Consider the following 24,842-nt stretch of genomic DNA (forward strand, 5'->3'; position numbering starts at 1 on the left):
CGCGCGAACGCCGGCAGGCCGGACAGGCCCTGAGGGCTGTCCGGCCTGCCGCGACGGGTGTGAGGGCCTGTCAGTAGGGGCCGTTCACGTTGTCGATCGAGCCGTACCGGTCGGCCGCGTAGTTGCTCGCGGCGGTGATGTTGGCGACCGGGTCGTAGCTGTCCGTCGACGTACCGGGCACGTGGTAGGCCTGGAACGTGGGGTCGATGACCTGAAGCAGGCCCTTGGACGGGGTGCCGGCGGCCGCGTTGGAGTCCCAGTTGTTGATGGCGGCCGGGTTGCCCGAGGACTCGCGCATGATGTTGCGGTAGATGCCCTCGTAGGAGCCGGGGATGCCGTGCTGCGCCATGACGTCCAGCGACTCCCGGATCCAGCCGTCCAGGTCGTCGGTGTACGTCTGCGCGGTCGTCTGGGTGGCGGCGCCGGTGTCGGCCGAGGCGGTCTCGTCCGTGGTGGCGGTCTCGTCGGCCGGGGCGGTCTCGTCGGCGGTGGCGCTCTCGTCGGCCGTGGAGTCGGCGGTGGAGTCGGCCGGGGCCTCCGACGCGGACTCCGTTCCCAGCGTCAGCGTGAGACCGGGGTGGATCAGCGACGGGTTGCCGCCGATGGCGTCGCGGTTGTCCTCGTACAGCTTCTGCCAGCCGCCGCTGATCGAGTACGCGTCCGCGATCTTGGACAGCGAGTCCCCCCAGACCACGGAGTAGGTCGCCGGGATGTCCGTCTGAACGGCGGCGGCCGGAGCCATGGGCAGCTTGGCGGTGGCGGCGGTGTGCGCCGGGGCCGCTTCCGCGGTGGTCGCGGCCAGCAGGGGGAAGGCGAGTACGGCACCGCCCGTGCCCGCGGTGACGAGGCCTCTGGCGACGGGGTTGTTCTTGGGACGACGGTGCTTAGCCTTTGAGGCCATGACGAATTCCTCTCCTCCGCCTGCGAGGTGAGCTGTCGGGTTCGGGCTGGAGATGCCCGGCCGCGTGCTGATCGCGGCTTCACCCCAAGCCGGTCCGGAGTACGGATCGGCGACTTACCTGGGTCCCCCGCTCCTGCCGTACGTGGGTGGGTGTGGGTTTCCGGATGGCGGCAGGATTAGGCGTTCCATCCGGAGTGACGAGAACGTAAGCGAGGACGACCGGGCGAAACAAGCCCTGAATTCACAACGGAATCCAATTCACGATTCCGACCCCGAAAGATCTCGTTACCCACCCGATACCGGGGCTCTCAACTCGCCTTCCCTGCGGACGAAATGAACGACGAGACGGCCCTCGCGACCCGGCACTTACGTGACACACATCACGCCCATGACGGAAATGTCCAGCTCAGGGCACCCCCCAGAGAGGAGAAAGTCGCATGAAAGACACCGAAATGGACTTCGGGAAGAACGGAGATAAATCGCCCATAAAGGAACGTTGCGCCACGCCCGGTCCGACCCCGGCACTCGGGCCCACAACCGGAAAGGCGCGCACCCCCGCAGGGCGCCGTATCGCACATGATCACGTAATACGGAAGCCGCCTCGTACGGTCCCTCACGGACCCCGGCGGATCCCATGCGATCCGCTTCGCTCGGCCATTGAACCGCTCAACGCCATGGAATTGGTGGAGCCTTGAGCCTTTCTGACTCTCTATCGCTTCCGGAAAATGGCGGGCCACGCACCGGCTCCGCGACGGACTTTCACCGGGGAACGGGCTGAATTCATCGAATCCCCTTTATTCAGAAGGCAGTTCACAGCGACCGTGGCGCGTACGGGACGTATTCGGTGCCGCGTACCCAACTCGCTTGGCCGGCGCGCCGGTTCGGGGGATCGGCCCGTCGGTACGGGGCGAGCCGGGTCTCGTCGACACCGTCCGCCGCCCGCGGAGCGGGGTCATACGCAAGCACCGCAGCGACAGGATGTCGCTGCGGTGCGTGGGATCGTGAGTGGGAAGGTCTCCTAGGGCGTGTCTGGCGCCGACGTCGGCCAGTCCGCCCGGCCCGCCGCGGTGAAGCCGAGGAGTTCGCGGCTGCGGGTGGTGTCGAACAGCGACGCGTGTCCGTCCAGCGCGCCCCGGATCTCGCTGGTGGGGTGGTACGCCTCCAGCAGCTCGCGGGTGGGCTCCAGCGCCGCGCTGTCGGGCGCGGCCACGTTGACGACATGGTGGCCCGTGAGGTCGGCCGTCAGGGCGGCCCGTACGGCTCGGGCGGCGTCCGGCGTGTGCAGCCAGCCCCACAGTTCGCGGCGGTTGGGCGCGGGGTCGCCGTGCACCTCGGCCAGCCGCTCCCGCAGCCGGTCGCCCGCCCCGACGAACGGGAACCGCAGCATGACCGTGGCCGTGCCGTAGCGCCGGGTCGTGAACTCCGCCGCCTTCTCCGACATGACCTTGGACAGTCCGTAGGAGTCGACGGTGAGGTCCGGGTGGTCCTCGTCGACGGGGACGTACACCGGGTGCAGGTCCCGGTCGGCCCACGCGATACCGACGGCCGCCGCGCTGGAGGCGCCGACCACGCGCGGCACCCCGAGCCGGCCCGCCTCCTGGAACACCAGGTAGGCGGCGAGCACGTTGGCGCGCAGTGTCTCCTCCTCCGACACGATGCCGGGCGCCGGGTACGCGGCGAGATGGACGACCCCGGCGAACACACCGTCCTCCCCCGCCGCCTCCCGGGCGGCCGCGAAGCTCTCCGTGACGGTCTGCGCCTCGCCGAGGTCGCCGGTGACGAACCGGACACAGCCGTCCTCGCCGTCGCCCCGCTCCAGGTCGGCGCCCACGACGCGGAAGCCCGCGCCGATGAGGTCGGCCACGACGGCCCGGCCAATCCCGCCGGCCGCGCCGGTCACCAGTACCGTCCGGCCGTCGCTCTCCCCTGCTGTCCGCCCGCTCATCCCTTGACCGCTCCCATCAGTCCGTTGACGAAGTAACGCTGGGCGCACAGGAACAGGACGATCACCGGGACCACCATGATCAGAGCCGCCGCCATCAGCGAGTTGTACTGCACGACGCTCTGCGACTGCATCGCCTGGAGCGCGATCGGCAGGGTGTACGTGTGCGGGTCGTTCAGCGAGATCCGGGTGAGCTGATACTCGTTCCAGGTCGGGATCGCCGTGAGCAGCGCGATGGTGATGACGGCGGGCCTGGCCAGCGGCAGATAGATACGGCTGAAGATCCGCAGCTCTCCCGCGCCGTCCATGCGCGCCGCCTCGCGCAGCTCCCCCGGTACCGATCTGAACGCGTTGGTCAGCATCAGGATCGCCAGCGGGGCGCTGCCGTTGACGAACGGCAGGATCAGGCCCCAGTGCGTGCCGAGGATGTCGAGCTTGCTCTCCAGCAGCACGATCGGCAGCAGTGTCACCACTCCGGGCACGAAGAGCAGCACGAGGAACAGCCGGTACAGCCACTTCTTGCCGGGGAACGCCAGCACGGAGAAGGCGTACGAGGCGGCCGAGTAGACCACCACGACCAGCACGGTCGTCAGGACGGTGACCTTGACGCTGTTGAGGAAGTAGTCGAAGAAGTCGAGCTTGTTCCAGGTGTCGGCGAAGGTACGGAGGGTCGGGTCGTGCGGTATGAGATGACCGCCCTCCTGCACCTCCTTGTTGGTCTTGAAGGCCGCCGAGACCATCCACAGGAAGGGATAGACGCTGACCGCCGCGTAGGCGGCGAGCACGATCCCGACGAGGGCACGGACGGCGGTCCTGCCGACGGGCCTGCGTCCGCCGGTCCGCGGCACGGTCCGGTCCTGGACGCGGATGCCCGCCCGCCGCGGTGGGGAAAGCGTTTCGCCGCTCATCCCATCCTCCTCATCACCCGCTGGTTGATGAAGGCGACGACGAGGGCCGCCAGGAACAGGAGCCAGCCCAGGGCGCTGGCGAGACCCAGCGTCGGGGACAGCTCGGAGAGGAAGGCGAGCCGGTAGGTCTCCAGCCCCAGGACGCTCGTGGAGTCGCCCGGACCGCCGTTCGTCATGATCAGGAAGGACTGGAAGCCCTGGAGGGAGTCGCGCACGTTGAGCAGGAGCACGACGACGGTGATGGGCTTCATGAGCGGCCACACGACGGTCGTGGTGGAGCGCAGCCAGCCGGCGCCGTCGATCTGCGCGGCCTCCAGCAGGGAGCTGTCCAGCGACTGGAGTCCGGTCAGATACAGCAGCATCGCGACCGGCACGGCCGACCAGACCATGACGACGATCATCGTGGCCAGCGCGGTGTCCGGGTTGCCGAGCCAGCCCTGCGGCTGCTGGAGCGAGCCGAGGCCGACGGTCTTGAGGAGCAGGTTGACGGCGCCGTTCGGCTCCAGGATGTAGTTCCAGGCGAAGTAGACGGCGATTCCGGTCGTCACGTACGGCACGAAGTAGACGGAGCGCAGGACGCCCTGGAAGCGCTTGACCTGGTTCAGGACGAGGGCCAGCGGAAAGGCGACGAGCACGGTGAGCAGGGGCACCGCGATGACGACCCACAGGGTGTTGACCGCGGCCTTCTTCACGATCGGCCAGTACGTCGGGCTGCCGCCGAGCAGATCCGTGTAGTTGCGGAAGCCGCGCCAGTTCCACTCGGGCCAGAAGCCGTTCCACTGGGCGAAGCTCAGTGAGAAGCCGTAGACGATGGTGTAGACGCCCATGACGGCGAACAGGACGATCGCGGGGGCGACGAAGAGGTAGCCCCAGGCGGCCTGCCTGCGCTTCTCGCGCAGTGCGCCGAAGAGTCCGCGGCGGGGTGCGCCGCCGCCCGGCTGCCCGGCGGACGAGGGGCCCGCGCCTTTCCCGGTGCCGGTGCCGACGGCCGTCGCCGTACCGGTTCCGGCCGTCATTTGTTCTGCTCCGCCCAGTAGGACTTCAGCATGGAACTCATCTGGGCACCCGTACTTTCCGCGCTGCGTGACTTCAGCGGGGTGAACTGGGCCAGTACGGCTCCGACCTTTCCGGGGTCGTACAGGCTGGGACGGTAGGCGGTATAGCCGGCGTTGTAGGAATTCGCGCCGGAGCCGAAGGCGGCTTCCATGGAATTCAGGACCGGACCGAGCGCCTCGCTCTGGCTCTTGTCGAGATCATTGGGCGGCACGTCGAGTGCCTGTTTTCCGAAGTCGGCGGCGACCTCGTCCCTGGAGAGGAACTTCAGCCATTGCAGGGCCTCGTCCTTCTTGTCCGATTTCCGGGTGATGGAGAGGCCCGTGAGCGAGAACGGCGAGAGCTGGAGGCCGGGGATGGCGGCGTCCTCAGGCGGCGGCACGGGAAACGTCATGAGGTTGTCCGCGTCGTAGCCGTTCTCGGCGAGAAACGCCAGCGTGTAGGTGCCGCCGATGTCGAAGGACGCCTTGCCCTGGGCGAAGGCGAGATCCGCCTCGTCGATCCCCTTGGACTGGGTGCCCGGCATCCAGTACGGGGTCACCTCGTTGTAGGTGTTCAGCACTTTCTGGCCGTTGGGCGACGACCAGCCCTGGGAGGCGTCCGGGCCGAAGAGCGCCTCGAACTTCTCCTTCCCGAGCAGGCCGAACGCCATCGGCTGCATCAGCCATTCGAGAGCCGTGGAGGGCTGCTTCACACCGACGGTCACCCCGCCGTTGTCCGGGTATGCCTTCTTCACCTTGTCGAGGGCGTCGATGAATTCCTCCCACGTGGCCGGCGCCCGGGTGACCCCGGCCTTCGCCGCGCGGTCCTTGTTCATATAGACGACGCCCTGGGTGCCGACGGTGAGCGGCACACTGAATCGCTGCCCCAGTCGCACGCCCTGGGTCTTGGAACCCTCGGTGAGCGACGCCTTGTAGACGTCGGGGGTGACCGTGCCGTCCTTGAGGACCTGGGGGAGGTACTGGTCCAGCCATTTCTGGTCGACGTCCTTGGAGAGGTCTTCCAGCAGGCCCGCCCCGCCGAACGCGAGGTCATCGCCGTTGGCGTGCACTTCGAGCACATCGGGCAGATCATTGGTGCGGGCCGCGGCCTGGACCTTGGTCAGAAAGGCGTCATCCGGCGTCACCGCCTGAATATTCACCTTTGTTCCGGTCTCGGCGGTGAACTTTTCCGCGGCCGCCCGCAAAGCGGCCACATGGGACTGCTTGAAGGTCCACATGGAAAGTTCATCGCGTCCGGCACCGTTCCCGCCGTTCGAACCGCAACCCGCGATCAGCACACCCATAGCGGCGACCGAAGCGAGTATCGAGGTGCGACGCGCGGCTGGGAGAAGTCGTATCACGTTCCCAGCGCCTTTCTTCGGGGCTGTCCGTCCAGCTCCTCTATGACGCAGCGAATCTAAATCGACTTGATGTACGGTGTCAACAGTTGTAACACCGGGAAAACACGGACGTGCCATCACCTCGGAGGGGACCCATGACGGCAGCGAAGACACGGGATACGACAGCGAGCACGGAGCGGGCGGAGACGGCGGAGGTGCTGGCCCCGGCCCCCTGGACGCGATCCGGCTCCTCGCAGGGTGCGGACTCCTCACGGAGCCCCTCGGAGGGCTCCGACTCCTCGCGGGGCTCCGACTCCCTGCGGGGCTCCGACTCCCTGCGGGTGACGGCGGTCCGCACGTTCCTGTGCGCCCCGCAGGGCTGCCCCTACGTGATCGTGCGCGTGGAGACGAATCAGCCCGGCCTGTACGGGCTCGGCTGCGCCAGCGACCCGCAGCGAACCCTCGCGATCCGTTCGGTCGTCGACGACTACTTCGGCCCGATGCTGCTGGGCCGCGACCCCCACGACATCGAGGACCTGCACCGGCTGCTGCTCAACAGCGGCTACTGGCGCGGCGGTTCGATCGCCCAGAACGCCCTGGCCGGCGTCGATGTGGCGCTCTGGGACATCAAGGGCAAGGCGGCGGGGCTGCCGCTGCACCAGCTGCTGGGCGGCCGGGCCCGGGAGGCCGCCGAGGCGTACACGCACGTGGACGGCGAGGAGGCGGGCGAGATCGCCGAGCGGGTGCTCGCCGCCGCCGAGCGCGGCTACCGCCATGTCCGCGTCCAGGTCGCGGTCCCCGGCACGGACACGTACGGCACGGCCCCGCGCGACGAGGCCGAAGCCCGCCGGCGCCGGCTGCGCGCGGGGAGCTGGGACTCACTGGGCTATCTGCGCCATGTCCCGCCGGTGCTGCGCGACATCCGGGAGCGGGTCGGCACGGGAGTGGAGCTGCTGCACGACGCACACGAGCGGCTGACGCCCTCGCAGGCCCGTGAGCTGGTGCACGAGGTGGAGGACGCCCGGCTGTTCTTCCTGGAGGACGCCCTCGCCCCCGAGGACGCGGCCCACTTCGGTCAGCTCCGCCGGGCCGGCTCGGTCCCGCTCGCGGTGGGAGAGCTGTACCACGACATCACGATGTACCTGCCGCTGCTGGAACAGCGGGTCATCGACTTCGCGCGGATCCGTATCCCCACCCTGGGCGGTCTGACGCCGACCCGCAAACTCGTCGCGGCCTGCGAGCTGTTCGGGGTGCGGACGGCGCCGCACGGTCCCGGCGACGTCAGCCCCGTCGGCATGGCCGCCAACCTGGCCCTGGACATCAGCTCCCCCGCCTTCGGCGTCCAGGAGGCGGCCCCCTTCAAGGAAGCCACCCTGGAGGTCTTCCCCGGCGCGCCCGTGCCGCGCGAGGGGCAGCTGTACCCCTCCGAACAGCCGGGCCTGGGAGTGGACTTCGACGAGTCGGCCGTACGCAGGTACCCGGTGACCGAGCCCCTGGAGCACGACCGCTGGGCGCTGCTGCGCAACACGGACGGGAGTGTGCAGCGGCCCTGACCGTGCCGTGAGCGGCCCCGGCCGTCGCCGTACGCGCGTGAGGCCCCGCCGGCCGGCGGGGCCTCACCCGTATCAGCGGCTCGCTCCCTGTCCGCGGCTCACCGCCCGCCCGCGGCTCACCCCAGCAGCAGGGATTTCGGCTGCGCGGAGAGCGTCCGGTCCAGGACGAGCGACGCCGCTCCCACGGCCGCGACGTTCTCGCCGACGGCGGTGGTGATGACCAGCGTGGGATGGATCGGCTTGACGAACGGGGACTGCGCGACCATCGGCTCGATGAGGGCGAGGAGCCGGTCGGCGAGGAGGTGCCATATCGGGCCGCCGAAGACGATGGTGTCCACGTCCAGGAGCGTGGCGGCCGCGCAGACACCCCGGCCGATCCGGACCCCCCAGCGGTCGATGATGCTGCCGGCCCGCTCCTCTCCCCGCTCGGCGAGGACCGCCAGCTGTTCGAGGCCGCGCTGGGCGTCCCCGGGATCCATGGGGGTGAACTCCCCGCCGAGCACACCGAGCGCGATGGCCTCGTCGACCAGGACCCGCGTCGAGCAGGCCGCGCCGAGACCGCCGACCTCGCCGACGTTGCCGGAGACGCCGCGCAGCACGGTGTCGTCGACGACCAGCCCCATGCCGGAGCCTGTGCCGAGGTAGAAGAAGAGGAAGTTACGGCTCTCGGTGGCCGCCCCGGACCAGCGCTCGGCGACGACGGCCGCGATCACGTCCTTGTCCAGCAGGGCGGGATAGCCGGTCGCCTCGCTGAGCTGGTCGCGCAGCGGAACGCTTCCCCAGCCGGGCAGTTCCGGCGGGTCCACGACCAGCCCGGCCGCCGCGTCGATCGGTCCCGGCGCGGCGATCCCCAGGCCCAGTACGCGTTCCCTGTCCACGCCCGACTCGGCCACCAGCGCGGTCACCGAGGCGGCGATGCCCGCCACGACCTGGTCGGTGTCGCCGCCGCGCGGAGTCCGTTCGCTGCGCTGGGCGACGACCGTACCGAGCAGGTCGAGCAGTACGTACGTGATGACGGCCGGGTCGAGATGCACGCCCACGGCGTAGCGGGCCCCGGGGGCGATCCGGAGGAGCGTACGGGGTTTGCCGCTGCCGGTGCTCTGCTTCCCTGACTCGCGGGCCACGCCCTGGTCGAGCAGTCGGCGGGTGATGTTGGAGACGGTCTGCGCCGACAGCCCGGTGGCCTGGGCGAGTTCGACCCGGCTCAGGCCCGCGGAGTGGCGCCGGATCGCGTCCAGGACGACGGATTCGTTGAAGTCACCCATGCGCGGCAGGTTGGTGCCGCGCCTGATCGACGCCTTCCCGGCGCTCGCCTTCTTGCTCGTCAAAGTCCGTCTCCCGGCCCCGGAAAGGGACGGCGGCCAGATGCCGCCGTTCCCTGGGTGCGTCAAATCGATGGAATCGTACCGGCTGGGGCGTGATGCGTGTCCGCAAAGCCCGCTTGTGCCGGTATCAGCCCAACTGCTCGATGAGGATGAGCGACCAGGGGCTGACGGCCGTGTCCAGCCGCAGCACCCCGTCCTCGCCGGCGGCGACGGTCCGTACCTCGGTGGCACGGGCCAGCCGGTCGAGATGGGCGAGCTGCTCGCGGGTGGGCGCGGCCGGCGAACCGAGGGCCCGCCAGGCCCCGATGGCGTCCCCGTGCGCGGAGTCCAGCACCTCGACCCGGAAGGGGGCGCCGGCCGCGAGCGCGCCGATCTCCAGTGCCAGCCGCCGGGGCCGCCCCTTGGCCTGGGTGATCTCGGCCACGGCCCGGTCGTCGAAGGAGGCGGGCACGGACTTGGGCTCCTCCTCCGGGTAGTGGTGGACGAGCGCGGTGATCCGGCCGGTGGCGGCCGAGCGGGTCACGACATGGTCCTCGCCGCGCTCGATCAGCTCGTCACCGAGTGTGTGCAGCATGCGGTACGCGTGGAAGGTCGGCTTGGGGATACCGGGCAGCGTGATCATGCCGAAGCCGCCGTGGAACAGCTCGTCGCCTGCCCCGCCCTCCTCGAAGACGTCCGTGAACGTCCAGTACGCGAGCGAGTCGACCGTACCGAGCGAGTGCAGGATCGAGCGCGTGACGTAGGTGGCGGCGGGCAGCGTGTCATGGGTGTGGTCGCGCGGCGAGGAGGACGAGGACCACTCGGTGAGATGGATCTCGGCGTCCGGGTACGGGCTCTTGGCGATCAGTTCGCGCAGCAGGGCCAGGTCGACCGGGGTGGCGTCCTTGCCGCGGGTGAGCTTCTCGCCCTGGCCGTGCTCGTCCAGCGCCCAGTCCGTGGGGTACGGGTGGGTGGAGACGAAGTCGACGGGCAGCCCTTCCGCGACGCAGTAGTCCAGGAAGGCCGCCATCCACACCGGACGCCATTCCAGGTCGTCGATGTCGTCGCGGCCCGCGACGATGCGCCGGGAGACATCCTCGGACTCGCCGCCGAAGCGCTCGTCGGGCACGAAGTTGGAGGTGGCGGGGCCGCCGACGCGCAGCCGCTCGTCCACGTTCTTCACCGCGCGCGCGGTGACCTTGTACAGCTCGAAGTACTCGGAGCGGGTGCCGTGGAAGAAGCCCCGGAGGTTGGCCTCGTTCCACACCTCGAAGTACCAGCGGCGCACCTCCTCGATCCCGTACCGGGTGATCCAGTGGCGGGTGATGCCGTCGATCAGCGCGGCCCATTTGTCGAGGTCAACGGGCGGGGCGCCGTGCGCTCCCCACCAGAAGACGGTGTTGGTCTCCCGGGCGAGGGCACGCGGGCTGAAGCCGAACTCCACGAACGGCCTGACCCCGAGGTCCAGCAGGAAGTCGAAGAGTGCGTCGACGTACTGGAAGTTGTGGACCGCGGTGCCGTCCTCACGCTCCGTGTACACGAACATGTCGTCGTGGAAGAGCCCGTGGAAGCGGATGTACTCGAAGCCGCACGCCTCGTGGGCCTCGCGGAGCTGGCGCTGCCAGTCGGCGCGCAGCCCCTCGTTGGCGCGCCCGGCGCCGACGACGCGGCTCCAGAAGTGCGGCAGCGGGGTCGCGGGGGCGTTCGCGAGGGCACTGACCGTGATGTCGCCCGACATGGTGGTTCCTTCCGTCCCGGTACGGCAGGCAGTGGTGCTGGTACTGATGCTGGTGCTGCTGGTGGTGGTACTGGTGGTGCTGTGCGACAGACGATAAATCAAAATGATTGATATATCTAATCCCGGGACGTGACCTGTCCGGACCGTTACCGCCCCTGCCGTCGCGGAGGCCGCCGGCGATACGTTGGATTCCATGTATGCGACGCGAGTCAGCCACCGCGTGAAGGCCCCCCGCGCGGCCGTCTACCGAGCGCTTCTCGACCCGGAGGCGCTCGCGAGCTGGCGAGTGCCCGACGGCATGACCAGCCACGTGCACGCGTTCGATCCCCGCGAGGGCGGAACGTTCCGCGTCTCCCTCACCTACGACGACCCGGCCGCCACCGGCAAGTCGGCCGCGCACACCGACACGTACCACGGCCACTTCGTACGGCTCGTGCCGGACGAGCAGGTGACCGAAGTGTTCGCGTTCGAGACGACGGACCCCGGCATGAGCGGCACGATGACGATGACGACCACACTCACGGACGCGGACGGCGCGACGGATGTCGTGATCGTGCACGAGGGTATGCCCGACGCCGTACCCGCCGCCGACAACGAGCTGGGCACCCGCATGGCCTTGGCGAACCTCGCGCGGCTGGTCGAGTCGGACGGGCGACCGGACGGCGAGAGCGCGGAGCCCGGATAACCGAACAGGCGCCCCGCGGCACCGTCAGCGCTCGTCAGAGCCGGATTCCGCGCTCCGCTCCCCCTTCGTCCCAGCCACCGGAAGCACATACTGGCCGGCGAGACGCGCCAGGTGCAGCGGGAGCGGACGGGCGAGTGGGGGGTAGTCGTCGTGATAGCGCAACTGATGCGCCAGCGTCTGTCCCTCGGTCTCCCGCTGCCGGCGTTGCTCCGCGCCGGCGCGGTCGACGGGCCGCCCACCCGCCGGGGTGGTCGCGTCGTCACCGCGGTCGCCCGCGCCCACGCTTGCCACGTCCGAGCCGGGAGTCTCGGAGAGGAGCAGCAACAGCTTCGGATACGGCACCCACTCGGTGCGCTCGGCGTCCCACCCTTCGATGACGCCGGGGCCGTCTCCGGGACGGACTCGCACCGCGACGAGACGGCGGGCGGGGCAGCGCGTGGGTCCTTTCCTCGTGTGGCGGACGAGCCAGAGCGCCGCGTACTGGATGTCGCCGGGGATTCCGGCTCCTGAGCGGACCCAGTTCAAGCACTCGGACAACGACGATCACCCGGTCGCCTACAGCACGTTCACGTTGGACGGCCGTGGACTGAGGCTGGACCGCCTCGCGATCGGCGGCTGCCGCCGATCGCGACGGTCCTGGAGCCTCCGCCCTTACGGTCCGGCTGCGCATCGTGATGCGGTACGCCTTGTCGGCCAGGACCACATCCGGCCTGGTGCGCTGGTGGCCAGGAGGCCTCCGCCGGCCTCCGACAGTCACGTCAAGTCGTTCTACGACACGGTGCCGAGCGGCGAGACCAGCGGCCGCAGCGTGAGCAAGCAGCCGCTGGACCCCAACGACCCGCTGTCCGGGTACAAGCAGGGCGGTCTGAACGCCCAGGCGTACGACGTGAGCGGCGTCGACACGCGTATCCGCTACGACAGCGGCCGCAACCCTCCGTTCACTGTCATGACGTCGATGCCCGCCAAGTCCTGGCGAAAGCCGAGAAAGGCCAGCACCACATGTCCGTCGACCAGACGTCCTGGGAAGCCGCGGTACGCCACTTGTACGAGGACGCGTACCCGTACGACGCCACGGGCCCGCGTCGTCACGAGAACTGGGTCCTCGACGTCCTCGCTCTGATGGCACGGGCCCCGGACCCCCGCGGCTGGACCGGTCTCGATGACGCGGCTCAGAACCCGGAGCGCGAGGCGTCCCCCACGTATCCCTTCGTCGCCCACCCGCCGGAGTACATCGCGAGGCGTCTCCAGGAGATCGGTCGGGACAGTGCCGAGAACCTGCTCCTCGCCCTTACGGACGACGGCTGCACCCTGTCCAACCTGAGTCGCTTCGCCGAAAGCGAGGAGGAGCTCCGGGCGATGGCGCGCACGATCCTCGCGCGCTACGGAGACTCCGCCCGTTTCCACACCAACGTCAACAAGCCCGGTCACGTGAGCGGCACGCTCGACTTCACGTCGTCGGGCTGGGCGTACAGCCCGCTGAGCGTGTACTCGGAGGACTACGGCCTGATCGTCGTCTCGGACACCGAGGTGGGCATGTTCTGGAACTTCGCCGACTACTGAAGCGCCTGCCACCCAGCGCCTCGGGGCCGACCGACCTGTTACACAGGGCGAAACAGGTCGGGAAACGACCCTGATACAGAAAGCCGCAGGTCAGACGCCCTTCGCCATGGGCTCAAGGATCGCCACGCACTCCACGTGGTGCGTCATCGGGAACAGGTCGAAAGCCCGCAGCGTGCGCGGGCGGTAGCCGCCCTCCCGGAAGTACGCCAGATCGCGGGCGAGTGCGGCCGGGTCGCAGGCGACGTAGGCGATGCGGCGGGCACCGAGGCTCGTGAGGTGTTTGACCGTCTGCTTGCCCGCGCCCGCGCGGGGCGGGTCCAGGACGATGAGGTCCGTCTCGGTGATCCTGGTGCGCGGCAGCAGCTGGTCGACCTTGCCCTGTTCGATCCGGACCCGGGGCATGTCCTGGAGGTTGTGCCGGGCGTCCTCGACCGCGCGCTTGCCGGATTCGATGCCCAGTACCGCGCCGGTCTCCCCGACGCGCTCCGCGATGGCCCCGGCGAACAGGCCCACTCCGCAGTACAGATCGAGCGCGGTCTCGCCCTTCCTCGGCATCAGGCCCTGCATCACGGCCTCCACCAGCAGCTGCGGCGCCTGCGGGTGCACCTGCCAGAAGCCGCCCATGCCGACGCGATACGTACGGCCGTCGGCGCGCTCGCGGACGAAGGCGCGGCCGTGGACGCGGTGCACTCCCCCGTCGTGCTCGTCCACCCGCAGCACGGACACCGGCTTGTCCAGTTCCACCAGCGGCAGCCGACCGCCCTCGCGCGGGGTGAGGATCACTTGCCGGTCGCCGGAGCCCGACGCGGCGATCGCCTCGACCGTGGCGATCTGCGGCCACTCGCGCCGCTCGACGCCCAGCTCGCTGACGCCTTCCGTGGCGATCATGCAGTGCTCGACCGGCTCGACCTCGTGCGACCGGTGCTTGCGCAGCCCCGCGCGTCCGTCCTCGTCGACCGCGTACTGCACGCGCGAGCGCCAGGCCGGTACCTCGCCCGCGGGCAGCTTGTCGCCGGGGGCGGGCATGACCGTACCGTCCCAGCCCGCCTCCTCCGGGGTGAGGCCCGCGAGCCGCTGGAGCTGTTCGGCGATGACCTCGCCCTTGAGGCGGCGCTGCACGCCCGGCTTGGCGTGCTGCCAGTCGCAGCCGCCGCACTTGCCGGGGCCGGCATACGGGCACGGGGCCTCGACCCGGTCCTTCGACGGCTCGACGATCTTCACCGCGTCGGCGCGGAGATAGCGGGAGTCCTCCTCGCCCTCCGTCACACGCGCGACGATCTTCTCGCCCGGCAGTGCGTGCCGTACGAAGAGCACGCGGCCTTCGGCGGTACGGGCGATGCAGTGGCCGCCATGGGCGACGGGGCCCACCTCGACCTCGTACTCCTCCCCGATCAGCGAAGCCTGGGGTTCTGTTGACATGGGAGGTGGCTCCAAAAGATCAGAGGTGGGAACGGCGAAGGGGAGGGGGAGGGGGAGGGGGAGGGGGAGGGCGAAGGGGAAGGGGAAGGGAAAACGGGGAGGAAAACGGGGAGGGGTGGACGACAGCCCACCAGTCTACGTGCGCGTCACCCACCCGGCTGCCACGAGCCGGATCCCCCTCCGCCCCCTCCGCCCGCTCGGCCGACTCCGCCCGCTCGGCCCCCTCCGTCCGCTCGGCCGGGTCCGCCCCCTCAGTCCTTCCGATCCCGGTCCCGGTCCCCCTCCTTCGGCCGCGCGTCCACGGGACCGCGCCTGACCGCGCCCGGCGCCACATACGCCGCGCGCCGCTTCGCCCGCTTCTTCGCCAGCTCCGAGGACTCCAGCTGGTACGGCACCGACGTCACCATCACACCCGGCGTGAAGAGCAGCCGCCCCTTGAGCCGCAGAGCGCTCTGGTTGTGCAGCAGATGCTCGTACCAGCGGCCGACCACGTACTCCGGGATGTAGATGCTCACCGCGTCGCGCGGATTCTCCGAGCGCAGACCGCGTACGTACTCGATCACCGGCCGGGTGATCTCGCGGTACGGGGAGTCGAGGATCTTCAGCGGTACGTTGATGCCCCGCCGCTCCCACTCGTCCCTGAGCTGCTTCGTCTCCGCCGCGTCGACATTGATGCTGAGCGCCTCCAGGGTGTCCGAGCGCATCAGCTTGGCGTACCCGAGGGCACGCAGGGTGGGCTTGTGGACCTTGGAGACCAGGACGATCGAGTGCACCCGGGACGGCCGGGCGCTGTCGTCGGACGGCCCCTCTGCGGCGGCGATCTCCGCGGAGACCCGGTCGTAGTGCTTACGGATCGCGGTCATCGTCCCGTAGAAGATCACCATGCCGAGCAGCGCGACCCAGGCGCCATGGGTGAACTTGGTCGCCAGTACGACGACGAGTACGAGACCGGTGAAGAAGGCGCCGAAGGTGTTGATCGCCCGGGACCGGATCATGTGGCGGCGCTTGGCCGGGTCCCGCTCGGTCCGCAGATGGCGGTTCCAGTGCCGGACCATGCCGGTCTGGCTGAGCGTGAACGAGACGAAGACACCGACGATGTAGAGCTGGATCAGCCGCGTGGAGTCCGCCCCGTAGAGGCCGACGAGCAGTGCGGCGGCCCCGGCCAGCAGGACGATTCCGTTGGAGAAGGCCAGCCGGTCGCCGCGGGTGTGCAACTGGCGCGGCAGATAGCGGTCCTGGGCGAGGATCGAGCCGAGCAGCGGGAAACCGTTGTACGCGGTGTTGGCGGCCAGGAAGAGGACCAGCGCGGTGGCCGCGGCGAGCAGGACGAACAGGAACGTGCCGCTGCCGAAGACGGCGGCGGCGACCTGGGAGATCACCGGGTTCTGGACATAGCCGGAGCCGACCGGGACGCCGTCGCGGAGCAGATCCGTGCCGGGCGACTCCGCCATCCGCACATCGGTGGCCATGGCCAGGCCGATGATGCCGCAGAACATCGTCACGGCCAGGCCGCCCATCAGGGCGAGGGTCGTGGCCGCGTTCTTGCTCTTCGGCTTGCGGAAGGCCGGGACGCCGTTGCTGATCGCCTCGACGCCGGTCAGCGCGGCGCAGCCGGAGGAGAAGGCCCGCAGCAGCAGGAAGACCAGCGCGAAGCCGGCCAGTCCCTGGTGCTCGGGCTTGATCTCGAGGTCGGATGTCGGGGCGCGCATGGTGTCGCCGAGTACGAGCCCGCGGAACGCGCCCCAGGCGATCATGAGGAACACCCCGCCGACGAAGACGTACGTCGGGATCGCGAAGAGCTTCCCGGACTCCCGTACGCCCCGCAGGTTCATCAGCGTGAGCAGCACGATTATCACGATGGCGGACAGGACCTTGTGCTCCACCACGAAGGGGATCGCGGACCCGAGGTTCTCCACGCCGGAGGAGATCGACACCGCCACGGTCAGCACATAGTCGACGAGGAGCGCGCTGGCGACGGTGAGTCCGGCCTTGGGGCCGAGGTTGGTGTTCGCGACCTCGTAGTCGCCGCCGCCGCTCGGATAGGCGTGCACGTTCTGCCGGTACGACGCGACGACCGTGAACATGAGGACCACGACGGCCAGCGCGATCCACGGGCTGAAGGTGTAGGCCGACACACCCGCGATGGACAGGACCAGGAGGACTTCTCCCGGCGCGTACGCCACCGAGGACAGCGGGTCGGAGGCGAAGACGGGCAGGGCGATGCGCTTGGGGAGAAGGGTCTCCCCAAGCCTGTCGCTGCGCAGCGCCCGCCCGATCAGGATGCGTTTGGGCACGTCGGTCAGTTTGGACACGGAAGGGATCGTATGCGTTCGAACAACATCGCGTGCGGGCACCACCCCCTCCCGCGGCCCGGCATGTCCGGGGGCCTCCGGGCACGGTACGCGCGCCTCACCGGGTGAGGGTCAGCGTGCACCGCGCGGTCGCCAGCGAACTGTTCCCCGCGTAGAGATCGATACGTCCCGGCTCCACGAGGAAACGGCCCGCGGGGTCGTTCGTCCAGAACCCGAGGTCCTCCGCGCCGAGCCGGAACCGCACCACCGCGCTCTCCCCCGCGCCGAGCGTGACGCGCCGGAAGCCGCGCAGGCGCCGCACCGGCTGGACGATCGAGGCGGCCCGGTCATGCACATAGAGCTGTACGACCTCGTCACCCGCGCGCTGCCCGGTGTTCCGTACGGCGACCGCCACCTCCACCTCGGCGCCGCCCGACAACTCCGCGACGCCGACGGCGTCCCGGCTCGGCTCCGGCGCGCCGATCTCGAAGCCGGTGTAGCTGAGGCCGAATCCGAACGGGAACCGCGGTCCGCGCCCGATGTCCAGATACGACGAGGTGAACGGCGCCCCGGGGCCGTCCGGTCCGGACGGGCGGCCGGTGTTCTCGTGGTTGTGGTAGACGGGGATCTGCCCCACCGAGCGCGGAAAGCTCACCGGCAGCTTGGCACCGGGGTTCACGTCTCCGAACAGGGCGTCGGCGAGCGCGTGACCGGCCTCGATGCCCAGGTGCCAGGCCGCCAGCACGGCCGGCGCCCGATCGAGCCAGCCGTCGACGGTGAGCGGGCGCCCGCCGACGAGCACGACGACGAACGGCCGGCCCGTCGCCGCGATCGCCCGGATCAGCTCCTCCTGGCCGGCGGGCAGCGAGAGGTCGCTGCGCGACGACGCCTCTCCGCTCAGCTCCGTGGGCTCGCCGGCCACCACCACGGTCAGGTCGGCGGAGCGCGCCGCCGCCACAGCGGCCTCAAGGTCCTCCGCGTGCCGGACGACGGCGGTGTCCGGGAGCGCCGCCCGTACGCCGTCGAGGACGGTGACCGCGGGGAAGCGGGACGCGCCGGGCCCCGACCAGGTGCCGTGCAGATCGGTGGAGTCCGCGAACGGGCCGACCACGGCGACCGAGGAGAGGCTACGGCTCAGCGGCAGCGTCTCCCCCTCGTTCTTGAGCAGCACCACGCACCGGCCCGCGGTCTCGCGGGCCGCCGCCCGGCTCTCCGCCGTCGGGCCGGTCAGCGCGGCGCCCTCGTCCACGTACGGCCGCTCGAACAGCCCGAGGCGGAACTTCAGCCGCAGCACGCGCGCCACGGCGTCGTCGAGACGCCCGGCGGAGAGCGTCCCGCCACGCAGCGACTCCCGTCCGTGGTCGGCGAGTTCCGTGCTGACCATCTCCATGTCGAGGCCCGCCTCGAACGCGAGCCCGGCGGCGGCCGCGGCGTCCTCGGCGAAGCCGTGCACGAGCAGTTCGTGGACCCCGTTCCAGTCGCTCACCACGACGCCGTCGAAGCCCCACTCCCCCTTGAGGATGTCGGAGAGCAGATGCGGGTGGGCGTGGGCCGGGACGCCGCTGACGGTGTTGAAGGCGGCCATCACCGTCGCCGCGCCCGCCTCCACGGCGGCCTTGAACGGCGGCAGATAGAGATTGCGCAGACGCTGTTCCGAGACATCGACCGTGTTGTAGTCACGGCCGCCCTCGGCGCCCCCGTACGCGGCGAAGTGCTTGGCGCAGGCGGCGATCCGGCGCGGATCGCCGAGGTCGTCGCCCTGGTGGCCGCGGACCTTGGCCGTCGCGAACGCGGCCGTCAGATACGGGTCCTCCCCGCAGCTCTCCGCGATCCGTCCCCAGCGCGGATCGCGGGTCACGTCCATCATCGGCGCGAACGTCCAGTGCACCCCGTTGGACCGGGTCTCGGCGGCGGCCACCTCGCCGTCCCGCTCGGCGACCGCCGGATCGAAGCTGGCCGCCTGCGCGAGCGGGATCGGGAAGGTGGTCCAGAAACCGTGGATCACGTCGAAACCGAAGAGCAGCGGGATACCGAGCCGTGACTCCTCGACGGCGATGCGCTGGAGGGCGTTGGTGTGCGCGGCGCCGTGCAGGTTGAGTACGGAGCCGAGCACCCCCGCGCGGGCCGCCGTCTCGATGAGATGGTTCTGCCCGCCGCCGGGGCCGGTGTCCCCGGTCCACGCCAGCTGCTGGAGCTGGCCCAGCTTCTCCGCGTCCGTCATCCGGGCCAGCAGCTCCGCGACGCGCCCGTCGTCCGTACGGTCCCCGTAGTCCGTACGGTCCCGGTCGTCCGTACGGTCCCCGTCGTCCGTACGGTCCCGGTCGTCCGTACGGTCCCGGTCGTCCGTACGGTCCTGTTCCTGGTCCATGCTCCCGCGTCCCAACGTGCCTGGAGGTGGGGGCCACAGGGCCCCGCCGCGGTACGGATCACCGTCGGCGCCGGTGATCCGTACCCCTTCCGACGGCGGGTAGGCCCACGACGTCCCCTCCCGGTGCGGACATCGCCGGGGACACCGTCCGCCGCGGCGGTCTCACACGTACGGGCGGGAGGGGTCGTACGGGATATAGGGGGAGACGAAGACGTAGTCCGGCTCGTGCTCCGTGTCATGGCCGGTGTGGCGGGCGACCACGAACTGGAAACCCCGGGGCGGCGCGCCGTCGCCCGTCCCCTCGTGCACGGACCGGGCCACCGAGTTCCGCAGCATCCGGTAGGCCGTGGTACGCGTCATGTCGCCGCCGGACTTCCGCATGACCGCGATCAGTTCATGGCAGATGTCGAAGAGCGCCTTCTCCCTGCGGCGGCCGGGGAACCACACCATCTGGACGGGACGGCGCGGTGTGATGGCCGACGCCTCCTCCCAGTCGGTCTGCCGCCCGTCGGCCGTCTCCGTGCGGAGCAGGACGTGGTAGTCGTGCTGCGCGGGCTCGGGGGCGAAGAAGCGCCAGTTCGGTACGGCGATGCCTGTCTTGTCGTACTCCGCGAGCCGGTCGAACTCCCGCTTGGGGTGCTGGCTCAGCACGGTCAGGGTGAACCAGGCGGCCAGACCGCCGATGGTCAGCGCGGTCACCGCGTCACGGCCGCCCGCCGCGCGCGATATAACGCCCGGTATACCGCCCGCTCCGCGCGGTACGCCCGGCACCGGAACGTCAAAGCCGCGAACGGGCATCGGCCGTCTCCTCCTCGCGATCGGCGGCGCCGTCGGCCAGCCCGCCGATGAACTCGGTCATCAGCCCCGCCACCCGCGTGGCCGAGGCCCGTTCACCGACCACGGCGTCGCGGTGCACGTCCAGTACATGCCGGACCGAGCGGGGCGCCACCTGCGCGTACTCGTCCTGAAGATCCTTCTGGGCCTCGGTCAGTTCGTTCGTCCTGGCGCAGGTGACCAGACACACCGGTACGCCGGTCGCGGGCAGCGGTCCCTCGTACAGCCGGAACCGCGCGAGGCTGCCGCGCCACTCGCGCAGCGCCGCCGACCACACGGCCGGGTCCCGGTACTGCGCCTCGGCCAGCTCGCGTACGCCGGAGGGCAGTTGGCCCAGCCAGTCCGGGCTCTTCAGCAGCGGACCGAGACACAGGCGCAGGGATATCGCCATCTGGCGGAGGACATCGGTCACCCGCTGCCCGTCCGGATCCTGTGTGCCGGTGTTCTCGCTCATCTCGCCCGGGTGGCTGGGGTCGATCAGCCCGAGGCCGACGACCTGTCCGGGCAGCCGCCGAGCGGCCCTGGCGACCAGATAGCCGCCGAGCGAGTGGCCGATGAGCACGACGGGCCGGTCGCCCGCCACATGTGCGACGAGGTCGGCCAGATCGTCGGCGCCGGAGTCGATGTCGAAGTGCCGGGATCCGGCGTAGCCGCTCCGGCCGTAACCGGCGCGCTGATAGGTGACCACCGGATGGCGCTCCGCGAGTTCGGAGACGAGCCACTCGGCGCGTTCGGGGGTCGAGCTGAGGGCGTGCTCCAGGACGACGACCGGCGCGTCGGGGCCGAGCGCCCCGGCCGGTTCCCCGGCCCACCGGTACACGAGGGTGTTGCCCGACGCCGTCGTCATCTCCCGCTCGTCGCCCCGCCCGCGCAGCACGGTCCAGCGTTGCCGGGTACGGGAGACGACGCCCGCGGCGAGAGCGGCCGTCAGCAGAGCGCCGACGGCCACGGGGAAGGCGTCGTCGCGCCGTTCCACCCGGCCGTCCGGCCATGCCCTGACCCGTGGTCCCGCGATGTAGAGCACGGCGGAGTGCAGGGAGCAGAAGGACGTGAGGAAGCGTCCCAGGCCCATCACGCCCGCGTTGGCGAGATGGAAGCCGCCGACCGCGGCCACCAGCACCGGGGCCGCCCGGCCCTTGGCCAGATGGACCACGGGGAACGCGCACTCCAGCGCGAGCACACCGGTGCTCAGCGCGTGCGAGGTGCGCGGATACTTCGTGAGCAGACGCCAGGTCGTGGCCTCGCCGTAGGACTTGGTACGCATCACTCCGGGCAGGGCCCGGCCGCTGCGCCAGGTCGGGCTGGACACCTTGACCCAGCCGGACGTCGCGTACGAGAGCACCGACTGAAGGCCGGCGAACCACAGGCAGGCGTCGACCGCCCGCGGCCGGTTCTCAAGGGCCCGCGCCACCGTCGCGGTGGTCTGTACGAGGAACGCCACCTGGTCGGAGCCGTCGGTGCCGTAGTGGTTGCGCGGGTACAGCGCCAGCGAGGTCGCCGACAGGACCAGGTCGGCCGCGAGCCGTCCGCGCCTCGGGAGCGGGGCGAGGAGCGCCGCCGCCGCGACGACCCGCGCGCCGTGCAGCACCCGGCTGCCCCGGGGGCCCGACACCACGTCGAGCACCTTGCGGACCGGCGCCGGCCAGGCACGGAACTGTTCCCTGCCAACGCGCCAGTCGTTCATCCCGCCGGGCAGCCGGTCCTTCTCCGTGACCAGGTATTCCAGGCTCGACACCAAGTGGGTCGTCGCACTGAGCCGTTCCATGGTGGTGACCGCCGAGGAGCGGCTCACCCTGGGCGGCGACACGGCGGCACGCAGCAGCCGCGGCAGTCTCGCCATAACAGATCTTCCCCTTCGTGCCGGCCGAGGAGCCGGCTGCGGTCGGCGGTGCGCCGGGCCGGACAGCCGCCGGACAACTGCCGGACAGCACGGTCCGGCGCACCGGTTGGGCCGGGAGACTCAGAGGTTGTAGCCGGCGACGAAGGCCGCCACCAGCGCCGCGCCGACCTGGACCGCCGCGGGGCAGCAGATGACGGAGTCGGGAACGTCGACCCGCTGCACCTCGGTGGTGTGCAGCGGAACGGTCGCGAGAGCGCTGCTCTCGTTCACATGGTTGGCCAGTAGGGACATGCTGGGCTCCTGATCAGATGGTCGGTGGAGAGGGCGAGGGAGGCGGTGAGGGTCACTGCTCCTCGGTGAGGCCACCGCCCAGCGCGTAGCCGAAAGCGATACCGGCGGCGAAGGTGACGAGCACGGCCGGGCAGCAGACGGCGGAGTCCGAGGGCTCCATCTGGTGCACCTGAGTCGTGTGCAGCGGCACCGTGGCCAGAGCACCGCTCATGTTCACCTGGCGGGACAGAGAAGACATCGCGTTCTCCTAGGGGGAGTCGGTCGTTTCGGGCGGGGATCAGCCTGTGTAGGAGACCCCGAAGCTGATGCAGCCGGTCACGAGCACGATGCAGATGATCGGCTCGATCTCGGAGTCCGCCATCTTCCGCACCTCGTTGCTGTGCAGCGGAATGGCCGTCAGAGCGGTGCTGTCATTGACACGACGGGCGAGATGGGACACGGGAGATCTCCTTCACACAGTGGGGTGAGCGGTCAGAGACGGGAGCCACGGGTCAGCCCCCGTGCGCCGCGAAAGCGACGTCGACCGAGGCCCCGTTGGTGGCCGTGTTGGCGATGCAGATCACGGGATTCGGTTCCGCCGGCCTCTGAACCGCGGTGACGTGCAGGGGAACAGCGGCCAGGACGCCGCTGTCGTTGGCGCTCCGCGCCAGATCGGACACGGGAACGTCCTTTCCTCTCAGGACGGTCGCGCGGACACGACCGGGCCTGGATCAGCCGATGTGACCGGCGACGTATCCCGCGGCGAAGGCGACCACCACGGCGGCGGCCGTCGCCGGGGTGCTGATGACCGAGTCCGGGGACTCGACCATCCGCACCTCGGTGGTGTGCAGGGGGATGGTCGCGAGGGAGTTGTTGTCATTGACACGCTGAGCAAGAGCTGACACAGAAATCCTTCCGGAGACAGGGATCTCAACTGCCGCAGGGAGCGCTTGAGTTGACGCGCTCATCATGTTGCGCACGCGGGAGATACGTCAACTGTTATGGATGTAACTTTGCATCGCATTCATATCAGCTAACGGCGCACGTCGGAGGTGCCCGCACGGACCCGGCCCCGGATCGCGTGGACCGCGGCGGAGTGCCGGAAGGCGTCGGTCACCCGGAGCAGCCAGGCCGCCTCCGCCTCGACCGTCCCCGGCATCGGCGGCGGGGTGTGCGCGGCCCGGCCGAGGAGCGCGCCGTCCTGCCGCTGTCCGGCGCGCTTGTTCTCCAGCGCCGCGGCGATGACGGCGGCCTCGACGACCGCGTCGTGATCACGCTCGTCCGTGCGCCGCAGCTCCTCGGCCACCCACACCGGAACGTACGGATGGAGGTAGGGGCGCAGGGCCAGATGGCCGTCGCGGATCTCGATGACCCGGCGGTACAGGGCGAACTCCGTACGCCGCGGACCGGGGCGGCGGCCGGCCGCGGACGCGGGCAGCGCGATCTCCGGGAGTTCGACGTACAGGGCCGCCCACAGCGGTTCCAGGGCGCGGTACGCGCGGTGGGCGCGCAGCCACCTGCCCGGCGCCGAGAGCCGTCCGCCCCACAGCGTGGCGCTGGCGCCGCCGGTGGCCAGGACGGCGGTGATCGCGCCCAGCACGCTGGACACCAGGTCCTCGCCCAGCCCCTGCCGCCCGTCGGCCAGATTGACGGTGATGTCGTGCAGGGCCCACGAGGTCCACACCACGCCGCACACGGCGGCGAGCGTCATCAGCCGCAGCCCCGTGCGCAGCAGGCCCGGTACGGTCCCCCGTGCGTGGCGGGCCAGTTCGCGGCCCAGGACGCACAGACACCAGGAGCCGTAGCCGGCGAAGACGGCGTTGTACCCGGCGAGCAGCGGGCCCCGCCCGTCCGGGACCACGAGGGAGTCGCCGAGGATCCTGGGGCCGGCGGCGAGGAACAGCGCGATGGACACCGTCTGGACGGCGAGTGCCAGGGAGACCTGCCGCCGTACGGCGGGGCGCGCGGGCCCCGGCGTCTTGAGCGCGAGGGCCACGAGGACGAGAAAGCTGAAGGCTCCCGTCTTCAGCTGGTGGGTGAGCAGCATGACGGCCTCCGACGCCGGTAAGAGGCGGCCCAGCGCGCTGAGTGTGGCCGGCGCGTTGAACAGCATCGCCAGCCCCATGCACAGCGCGAAGCCGACGACATGGCGCTGCGCGGAGTCGGCCCCCTTCCGGCGGATGACCACGAGCCGGTGCACGGCGTACGCGAGGAAGACGCCGGCCGCGAGATAGGCGGTGAGGTCAGCCATCCGCGCGGGTCCGCCGCCCGTGGGTGCCGAACAGCGTGTGCAGCCGGGATCCCCCCGGCTCCGCGGGCGGCGGGGCGGCGCTCGTCCGGTCGAGCCCGGCGGCGCGCGTGAGGATGAGGGAGGCGACGAGTTCCGCCTCCTGCTCCTGCGGCTCGGTGTAGACGCTGCGGCCGAGGACGCGCTGGACCAGCGAGGCGGGCAGATGGGGCATCAGGACCTGGGCGGCGGTGGCCGCCGCGGGAGCGGTCTCGTGGTGGCCGCAGATGATGTGGGCGGCCTCGTGGAGCAGGATGTGCTGCTGGTGCAGCGGCGTGGTGTCGGCCGCGTAGAGGATGCAGTCCGCGCGGTCCGTGGTGATCAGCAGGCCGCATGGGGTGTGCGGTCTGGCCACGACCGGGACGAGATCGATGGGTCGCCCCCGCGTCCGCGCGAGCATGTCGATGAACACCGTCGCGTCGAACGGGCTGGGCAGCTGAAGTGCCTCGACGGTTCGCAGGCAGCGCTGCCACTGCCGTCTGAGACCCCGGTCAGTCCTCACGCACCACGCACCGTTCCCCATCCTCGGCATCCTCGGGCTTCGTCCGGACGTCCGTCACCCGGAAGG

General features: G+C 70.4%; 23 protein-coding genes and 1 riboswitch. Of the genes, 3 read left to right on the top strand and 20 right to left on the bottom strand.

The genetic code is table 11. From position 1 onward, the window contains the following. Positions 1–70: 70 nt before the first annotated feature. From ACIOGX_RS17325 to ACIOGX_RS17345, 5 genes are all read right to left on the bottom strand, one after another. Complete coding sequence (locus ACIOGX_RS17325; RefSeq protein ID WP_356511708.1) at positions 71–901, bottom strand: LysM peptidoglycan-binding domain-containing protein; 831 nt, start codon at positions 899–901, stop codon at positions 71–73. Between the two features lie 4 nt (positions 902–905). Continuing rightward, positions 906–1,094: riboswitch (cyclic di-AMP (ydaO/yuaA leader) on the bottom strand. An 825-nt stretch (positions 1,095–1,919) separates the two neighbouring features. Then, on the bottom strand, positions 1,920–2,846 hold the full coding sequence (locus ACIOGX_RS17330) for an NAD(P)-dependent oxidoreductase (protein WP_356511710.1): 927 nt from the start codon (positions 2,844–2,846) through the stop codon (positions 1,920–1,922). Continuing rightward, on the bottom strand, positions 2,843–3,751 hold the full coding sequence (locus ACIOGX_RS17335; protein WP_356511712.1) for a carbohydrate ABC transporter permease: 909 nt from the start codon (positions 3,749–3,751) through the stop codon (positions 2,843–2,845). The genes ACIOGX_RS17330 and ACIOGX_RS17335 overlap by 4 nt, the downstream gene beginning before the upstream one ends. Continuing rightward, on the bottom strand, positions 3,748–4,767 hold the full coding sequence (locus tag ACIOGX_RS17340) for a carbohydrate ABC transporter permease (protein ID WP_384763753.1): 1,020 nt from the start codon (positions 4,765–4,767) through the stop codon (positions 3,748–3,750). Before ACIOGX_RS17340 ends, ACIOGX_RS17335 begins: the two co-directional genes overlap by 4 nt. Beyond that, positions 4,764–6,089 (bottom strand): ABC transporter substrate-binding protein, encoded by a 1,326-nt coding sequence (locus ACIOGX_RS17345; RefSeq protein ID WP_401914041.1) that lies wholly within the window; start codon positions 6,087–6,089, stop codon positions 4,764–4,766. Before ACIOGX_RS17345 ends, ACIOGX_RS17340 begins: the two co-directional genes overlap by 4 nt. A gap of 191 nt (positions 6,090–6,280) precedes the next feature. Between ACIOGX_RS17345 and ACIOGX_RS17350 the strand changes: the two genes are divergently transcribed. Next, the gene (locus tag ACIOGX_RS17350) at positions 6,281–7,678 is read left to right on the top strand and encodes an enolase C-terminal domain-like protein (protein WP_401914043.1); all 1,398 of its coding nucleotides are present in this window, start codon (positions 6,281–6,283) and stop codon (positions 7,676–7,678) included. A 116-nt stretch (positions 7,679–7,794) separates the two neighbouring features. On the opposite strand, the gene ACIOGX_RS17355 is transcribed toward ACIOGX_RS17350, so the two are convergent. After that, complete coding sequence (locus tag ACIOGX_RS17355; protein WP_356511720.1) at positions 7,795–9,006, bottom strand: ROK family transcriptional regulator; 1,212 nt, start codon at positions 9,004–9,006, stop codon at positions 7,795–7,797. A gap of 124 nt (positions 9,007–9,130) precedes the next feature. After that, positions 9,131–10,720, bottom strand: a complete 1,590-nt coding sequence (locus tag ACIOGX_RS17360) for a GH39 family glycosyl hydrolase (protein ID WP_356511722.1) — start codon at positions 10,718–10,720, stop codon at positions 9,131–9,133. A 193-nt stretch (positions 10,721–10,913) separates the two neighbouring features. Between ACIOGX_RS17360 and ACIOGX_RS17365 the strand changes: the two genes are divergently transcribed. Then, positions 10,914–11,405: an SRPBCC domain-containing protein gene (locus ACIOGX_RS17365; protein ID WP_401914046.1), complete on the top strand. Its 492-nt coding sequence runs from the start codon at positions 10,914–10,916 to the stop codon at positions 11,403–11,405. A gap of 24 nt (positions 11,406–11,429) precedes the next feature. Here the strand turns inward: ACIOGX_RS17365 and ACIOGX_RS17370 are convergent, their stop codons facing one another. Further along, on the bottom strand, positions 11,430–11,942 hold the full coding sequence (locus ACIOGX_RS17370; RefSeq protein WP_401914049.1) for an RNaseH domain-containing protein: 513 nt from the start codon (positions 11,940–11,942) through the stop codon (positions 11,430–11,432). Positions 11,943–12,404: 462 nt separating this feature from the next. Between ACIOGX_RS17370 and ACIOGX_RS17375 the strand changes: the two genes are divergently transcribed. Then, complete coding sequence (locus tag ACIOGX_RS17375) at positions 12,405–12,965, top strand: hypothetical protein (RefSeq protein ID WP_401914052.1); 561 nt, start codon at positions 12,405–12,407, stop codon at positions 12,963–12,965. Positions 12,966–13,055: 90 nt separating this feature from the next. On the opposite strand, the gene ACIOGX_RS17380 is transcribed toward ACIOGX_RS17375, so the two are convergent. The 12 genes from ACIOGX_RS17380 to ACIOGX_RS17435 form a co-directional block, all read right to left on the bottom strand. Beyond that, positions 13,056–14,384 carry a class I SAM-dependent RNA methyltransferase gene (locus tag ACIOGX_RS17380; RefSeq protein WP_401914054.1) on the bottom strand — a complete coding sequence of 443 codons (1,329 nt, stop codon included), beginning with the start codon at positions 14,382–14,384 and terminating at the stop codon, positions 13,056–13,058. Positions 14,385–14,635: 251 nt separating this feature from the next. Continuing rightward, on the bottom strand, positions 14,636–16,696 hold the full coding sequence (locus ACIOGX_RS17385) for an APC family permease (RefSeq protein ID WP_401914057.1): 2,061 nt from the start codon (positions 16,694–16,696) through the stop codon (positions 14,636–14,638). Between the two features lie 97 nt (positions 16,697–16,793). Continuing rightward, the gene (locus tag ACIOGX_RS17390) at positions 16,794–18,896 is read right to left on the bottom strand and encodes a glycoside hydrolase family 3 N-terminal domain-containing protein (RefSeq protein WP_401914260.1); all 2,103 of its coding nucleotides are present in this window, start codon (positions 18,894–18,896) and stop codon (positions 16,794–16,796) included. Between the two features lie 309 nt (positions 18,897–19,205). Beyond that, positions 19,206–19,841, bottom strand: coding sequence for a DUF5819 family protein (locus ACIOGX_RS17395; RefSeq protein WP_401914059.1), 636 nt, complete (start codon positions 19,839–19,841; stop codon positions 19,206–19,208). Then, a complete protein-coding gene (locus ACIOGX_RS17400) occupies positions 19,822–21,717 on the bottom strand; it encodes an alpha/beta fold hydrolase (protein ID WP_401914061.1) in 1,896 nt (631 codons plus the stop codon). The genes ACIOGX_RS17395 and ACIOGX_RS17400 overlap by 20 nt, the downstream gene beginning before the upstream one ends. A 120-nt stretch (positions 21,718–21,837) precedes the next feature. After that, the gene (locus ACIOGX_RS17405; RefSeq protein WP_165372062.1) at positions 21,838–22,008 is read right to left on the bottom strand and encodes a hypothetical protein; all 171 of its coding nucleotides are present in this window, start codon (positions 22,006–22,008) and stop codon (positions 21,838–21,840) included. A 52-nt stretch (positions 22,009–22,060) separates the two neighbouring features. After that, the gene (locus ACIOGX_RS17410; RefSeq protein ID WP_356511777.1) at positions 22,061–22,246 is read right to left on the bottom strand and encodes a hypothetical protein; all 186 of its coding nucleotides are present in this window, start codon (positions 22,244–22,246) and stop codon (positions 22,061–22,063) included. Positions 22,247–22,285: 39 nt separating this feature from the next. Further along, positions 22,286–22,447 (bottom strand): hypothetical protein, encoded by a 162-nt coding sequence (locus tag ACIOGX_RS17415; RefSeq protein ID WP_165372063.1) that lies wholly within the window; start codon positions 22,445–22,447, stop codon positions 22,286–22,288. A gap of 52 nt (positions 22,448–22,499) precedes the next feature. Next, positions 22,500–22,667: a hypothetical protein gene (locus ACIOGX_RS17420; protein WP_356511779.1), complete on the bottom strand. Its 168-nt coding sequence runs from the start codon at positions 22,665–22,667 to the stop codon at positions 22,500–22,502. A 51-nt stretch (positions 22,668–22,718) separates the two neighbouring features. Next, positions 22,719–22,892, bottom strand: coding sequence for a hypothetical protein (locus ACIOGX_RS17425; RefSeq protein ID WP_356511781.1), 174 nt, complete (start codon positions 22,890–22,892; stop codon positions 22,719–22,721). A gap of 128 nt (positions 22,893–23,020) precedes the next feature. Next, positions 23,021–24,238 carry an MAB_1171c family putative transporter gene (locus ACIOGX_RS17430; protein WP_401914066.1) on the bottom strand — a complete coding sequence of 406 codons (1,218 nt, stop codon included), beginning with the start codon at positions 24,236–24,238 and terminating at the stop codon, positions 23,021–23,023. Beyond that, complete coding sequence (locus ACIOGX_RS17435) at positions 24,231–24,776, bottom strand: ParH-like protein (protein WP_356511785.1); 546 nt, start codon at positions 24,774–24,776, stop codon at positions 24,231–24,233. Before ACIOGX_RS17435 ends, ACIOGX_RS17430 begins: the two co-directional genes overlap by 8 nt. Between the last annotated feature and the right edge of the window lie 66 nt (positions 24,777–24,842).

Source organism: Streptomyces sp. NPDC088147, assembly GCF_044741565.1.
Taxonomy (GTDB): Bacteria; Actinomycetota; Actinomycetes; order Streptomycetales; family Streptomycetaceae; genus Streptomyces.

What these genes read in the sequence shown, in the direction of transcription:
- ACIOGX_RS17325 (WP_356511708.1), bottom strand. Translation starts at nt 901, where the DNA reads ATGGCCTCAAAGGCTAAGCACCGTCGTCCCAAGAACAACCCCGTCGCC.
- ACIOGX_RS17330 (WP_356511710.1), bottom strand. Translation starts at nt 2,846, where the DNA reads ATGAGCGGGCGGACAGCAGGGGAGAGCGACGGCCGGACGGTACTGGTG.
- ACIOGX_RS17335 (WP_356511712.1), bottom strand. Translation starts at nt 3,751, where the DNA reads ATGAGCGGCGAAACGCTTTCCCCACCGCGGCGGGCGGGCATCCGCGTC.
- ACIOGX_RS17340 (WP_384763753.1), bottom strand. Translation starts at nt 4,767, where the DNA reads ATGACGGCCGGAACCGGTACGGCGACGGCCGTCGGCACCGGCACCGGG.
- ACIOGX_RS17345 (WP_401914041.1), bottom strand. Translation starts at nt 6,089, where the DNA reads ATGGGTGTGCTGATCGCGGGTTGCGGTTCGAACGGCGGGAACGGTGCC.
- ACIOGX_RS17350 (WP_401914043.1), top strand. Translation starts at nt 6,281, where the DNA reads ATGACGGCAGCGAAGACACGGGATACGACAGCGAGCACGGAGCGGGCG.
- ACIOGX_RS17360 (WP_356511722.1), bottom strand. Translation starts at nt 10,720, where the DNA reads ATGTCGGGCGACATCACGGTCAGTGCCCTCGCGAACGCCCCCGCGACC.
- ACIOGX_RS17365 (WP_401914046.1), top strand. Translation starts at nt 10,914, where the DNA reads ATGTATGCGACGCGAGTCAGCCACCGCGTGAAGGCCCCCCGCGCGGCC.
- ACIOGX_RS17375 (WP_401914052.1), top strand. Translation starts at nt 12,405, where the DNA reads ATGTCCGTCGACCAGACGTCCTGGGAAGCCGCGGTACGCCACTTGTAC.
- ACIOGX_RS17380 (WP_401914054.1), bottom strand. Translation starts at nt 14,384, where the DNA reads ATGTCAACAGAACCCCAGGCTTCGCTGATCGGGGAGGAGTACGAGGTC.
- ACIOGX_RS17390 (WP_401914260.1), bottom strand. Translation starts at nt 18,896, where the DNA reads ATGACGGACGCGGAGAAGCTGGGCCAGCTCCAGCAGCTGGCGTGGACC.
- ACIOGX_RS17395 (WP_401914059.1), bottom strand. Translation starts at nt 19,841, where the DNA reads ATGCCCGTTCGCGGCTTTGACGTTCCGGTGCCGGGCGTACCGCGCGGA.
- ACIOGX_RS17400 (WP_401914061.1), bottom strand. Translation starts at nt 21,717, where the DNA reads ATGGCGAGACTGCCGCGGCTGCTGCGTGCCGCCGTGTCGCCGCCCAGG.
- ACIOGX_RS17405 (WP_165372062.1), bottom strand. Translation starts at nt 22,008, where the DNA reads ATGTCCCTACTGGCCAACCATGTGAACGAGAGCAGCGCTCTCGCGACC.
- ACIOGX_RS17410 (WP_356511777.1), bottom strand. Translation starts at nt 22,246, where the DNA reads ATGTCTTCTCTGTCCCGCCAGGTGAACATGAGCGGTGCTCTGGCCACG.
- ACIOGX_RS17430 (WP_401914066.1), bottom strand. Translation starts at nt 24,238, where the DNA reads ATGGCTGACCTCACCGCCTATCTCGCGGCCGGCGTCTTCCTCGCGTAC.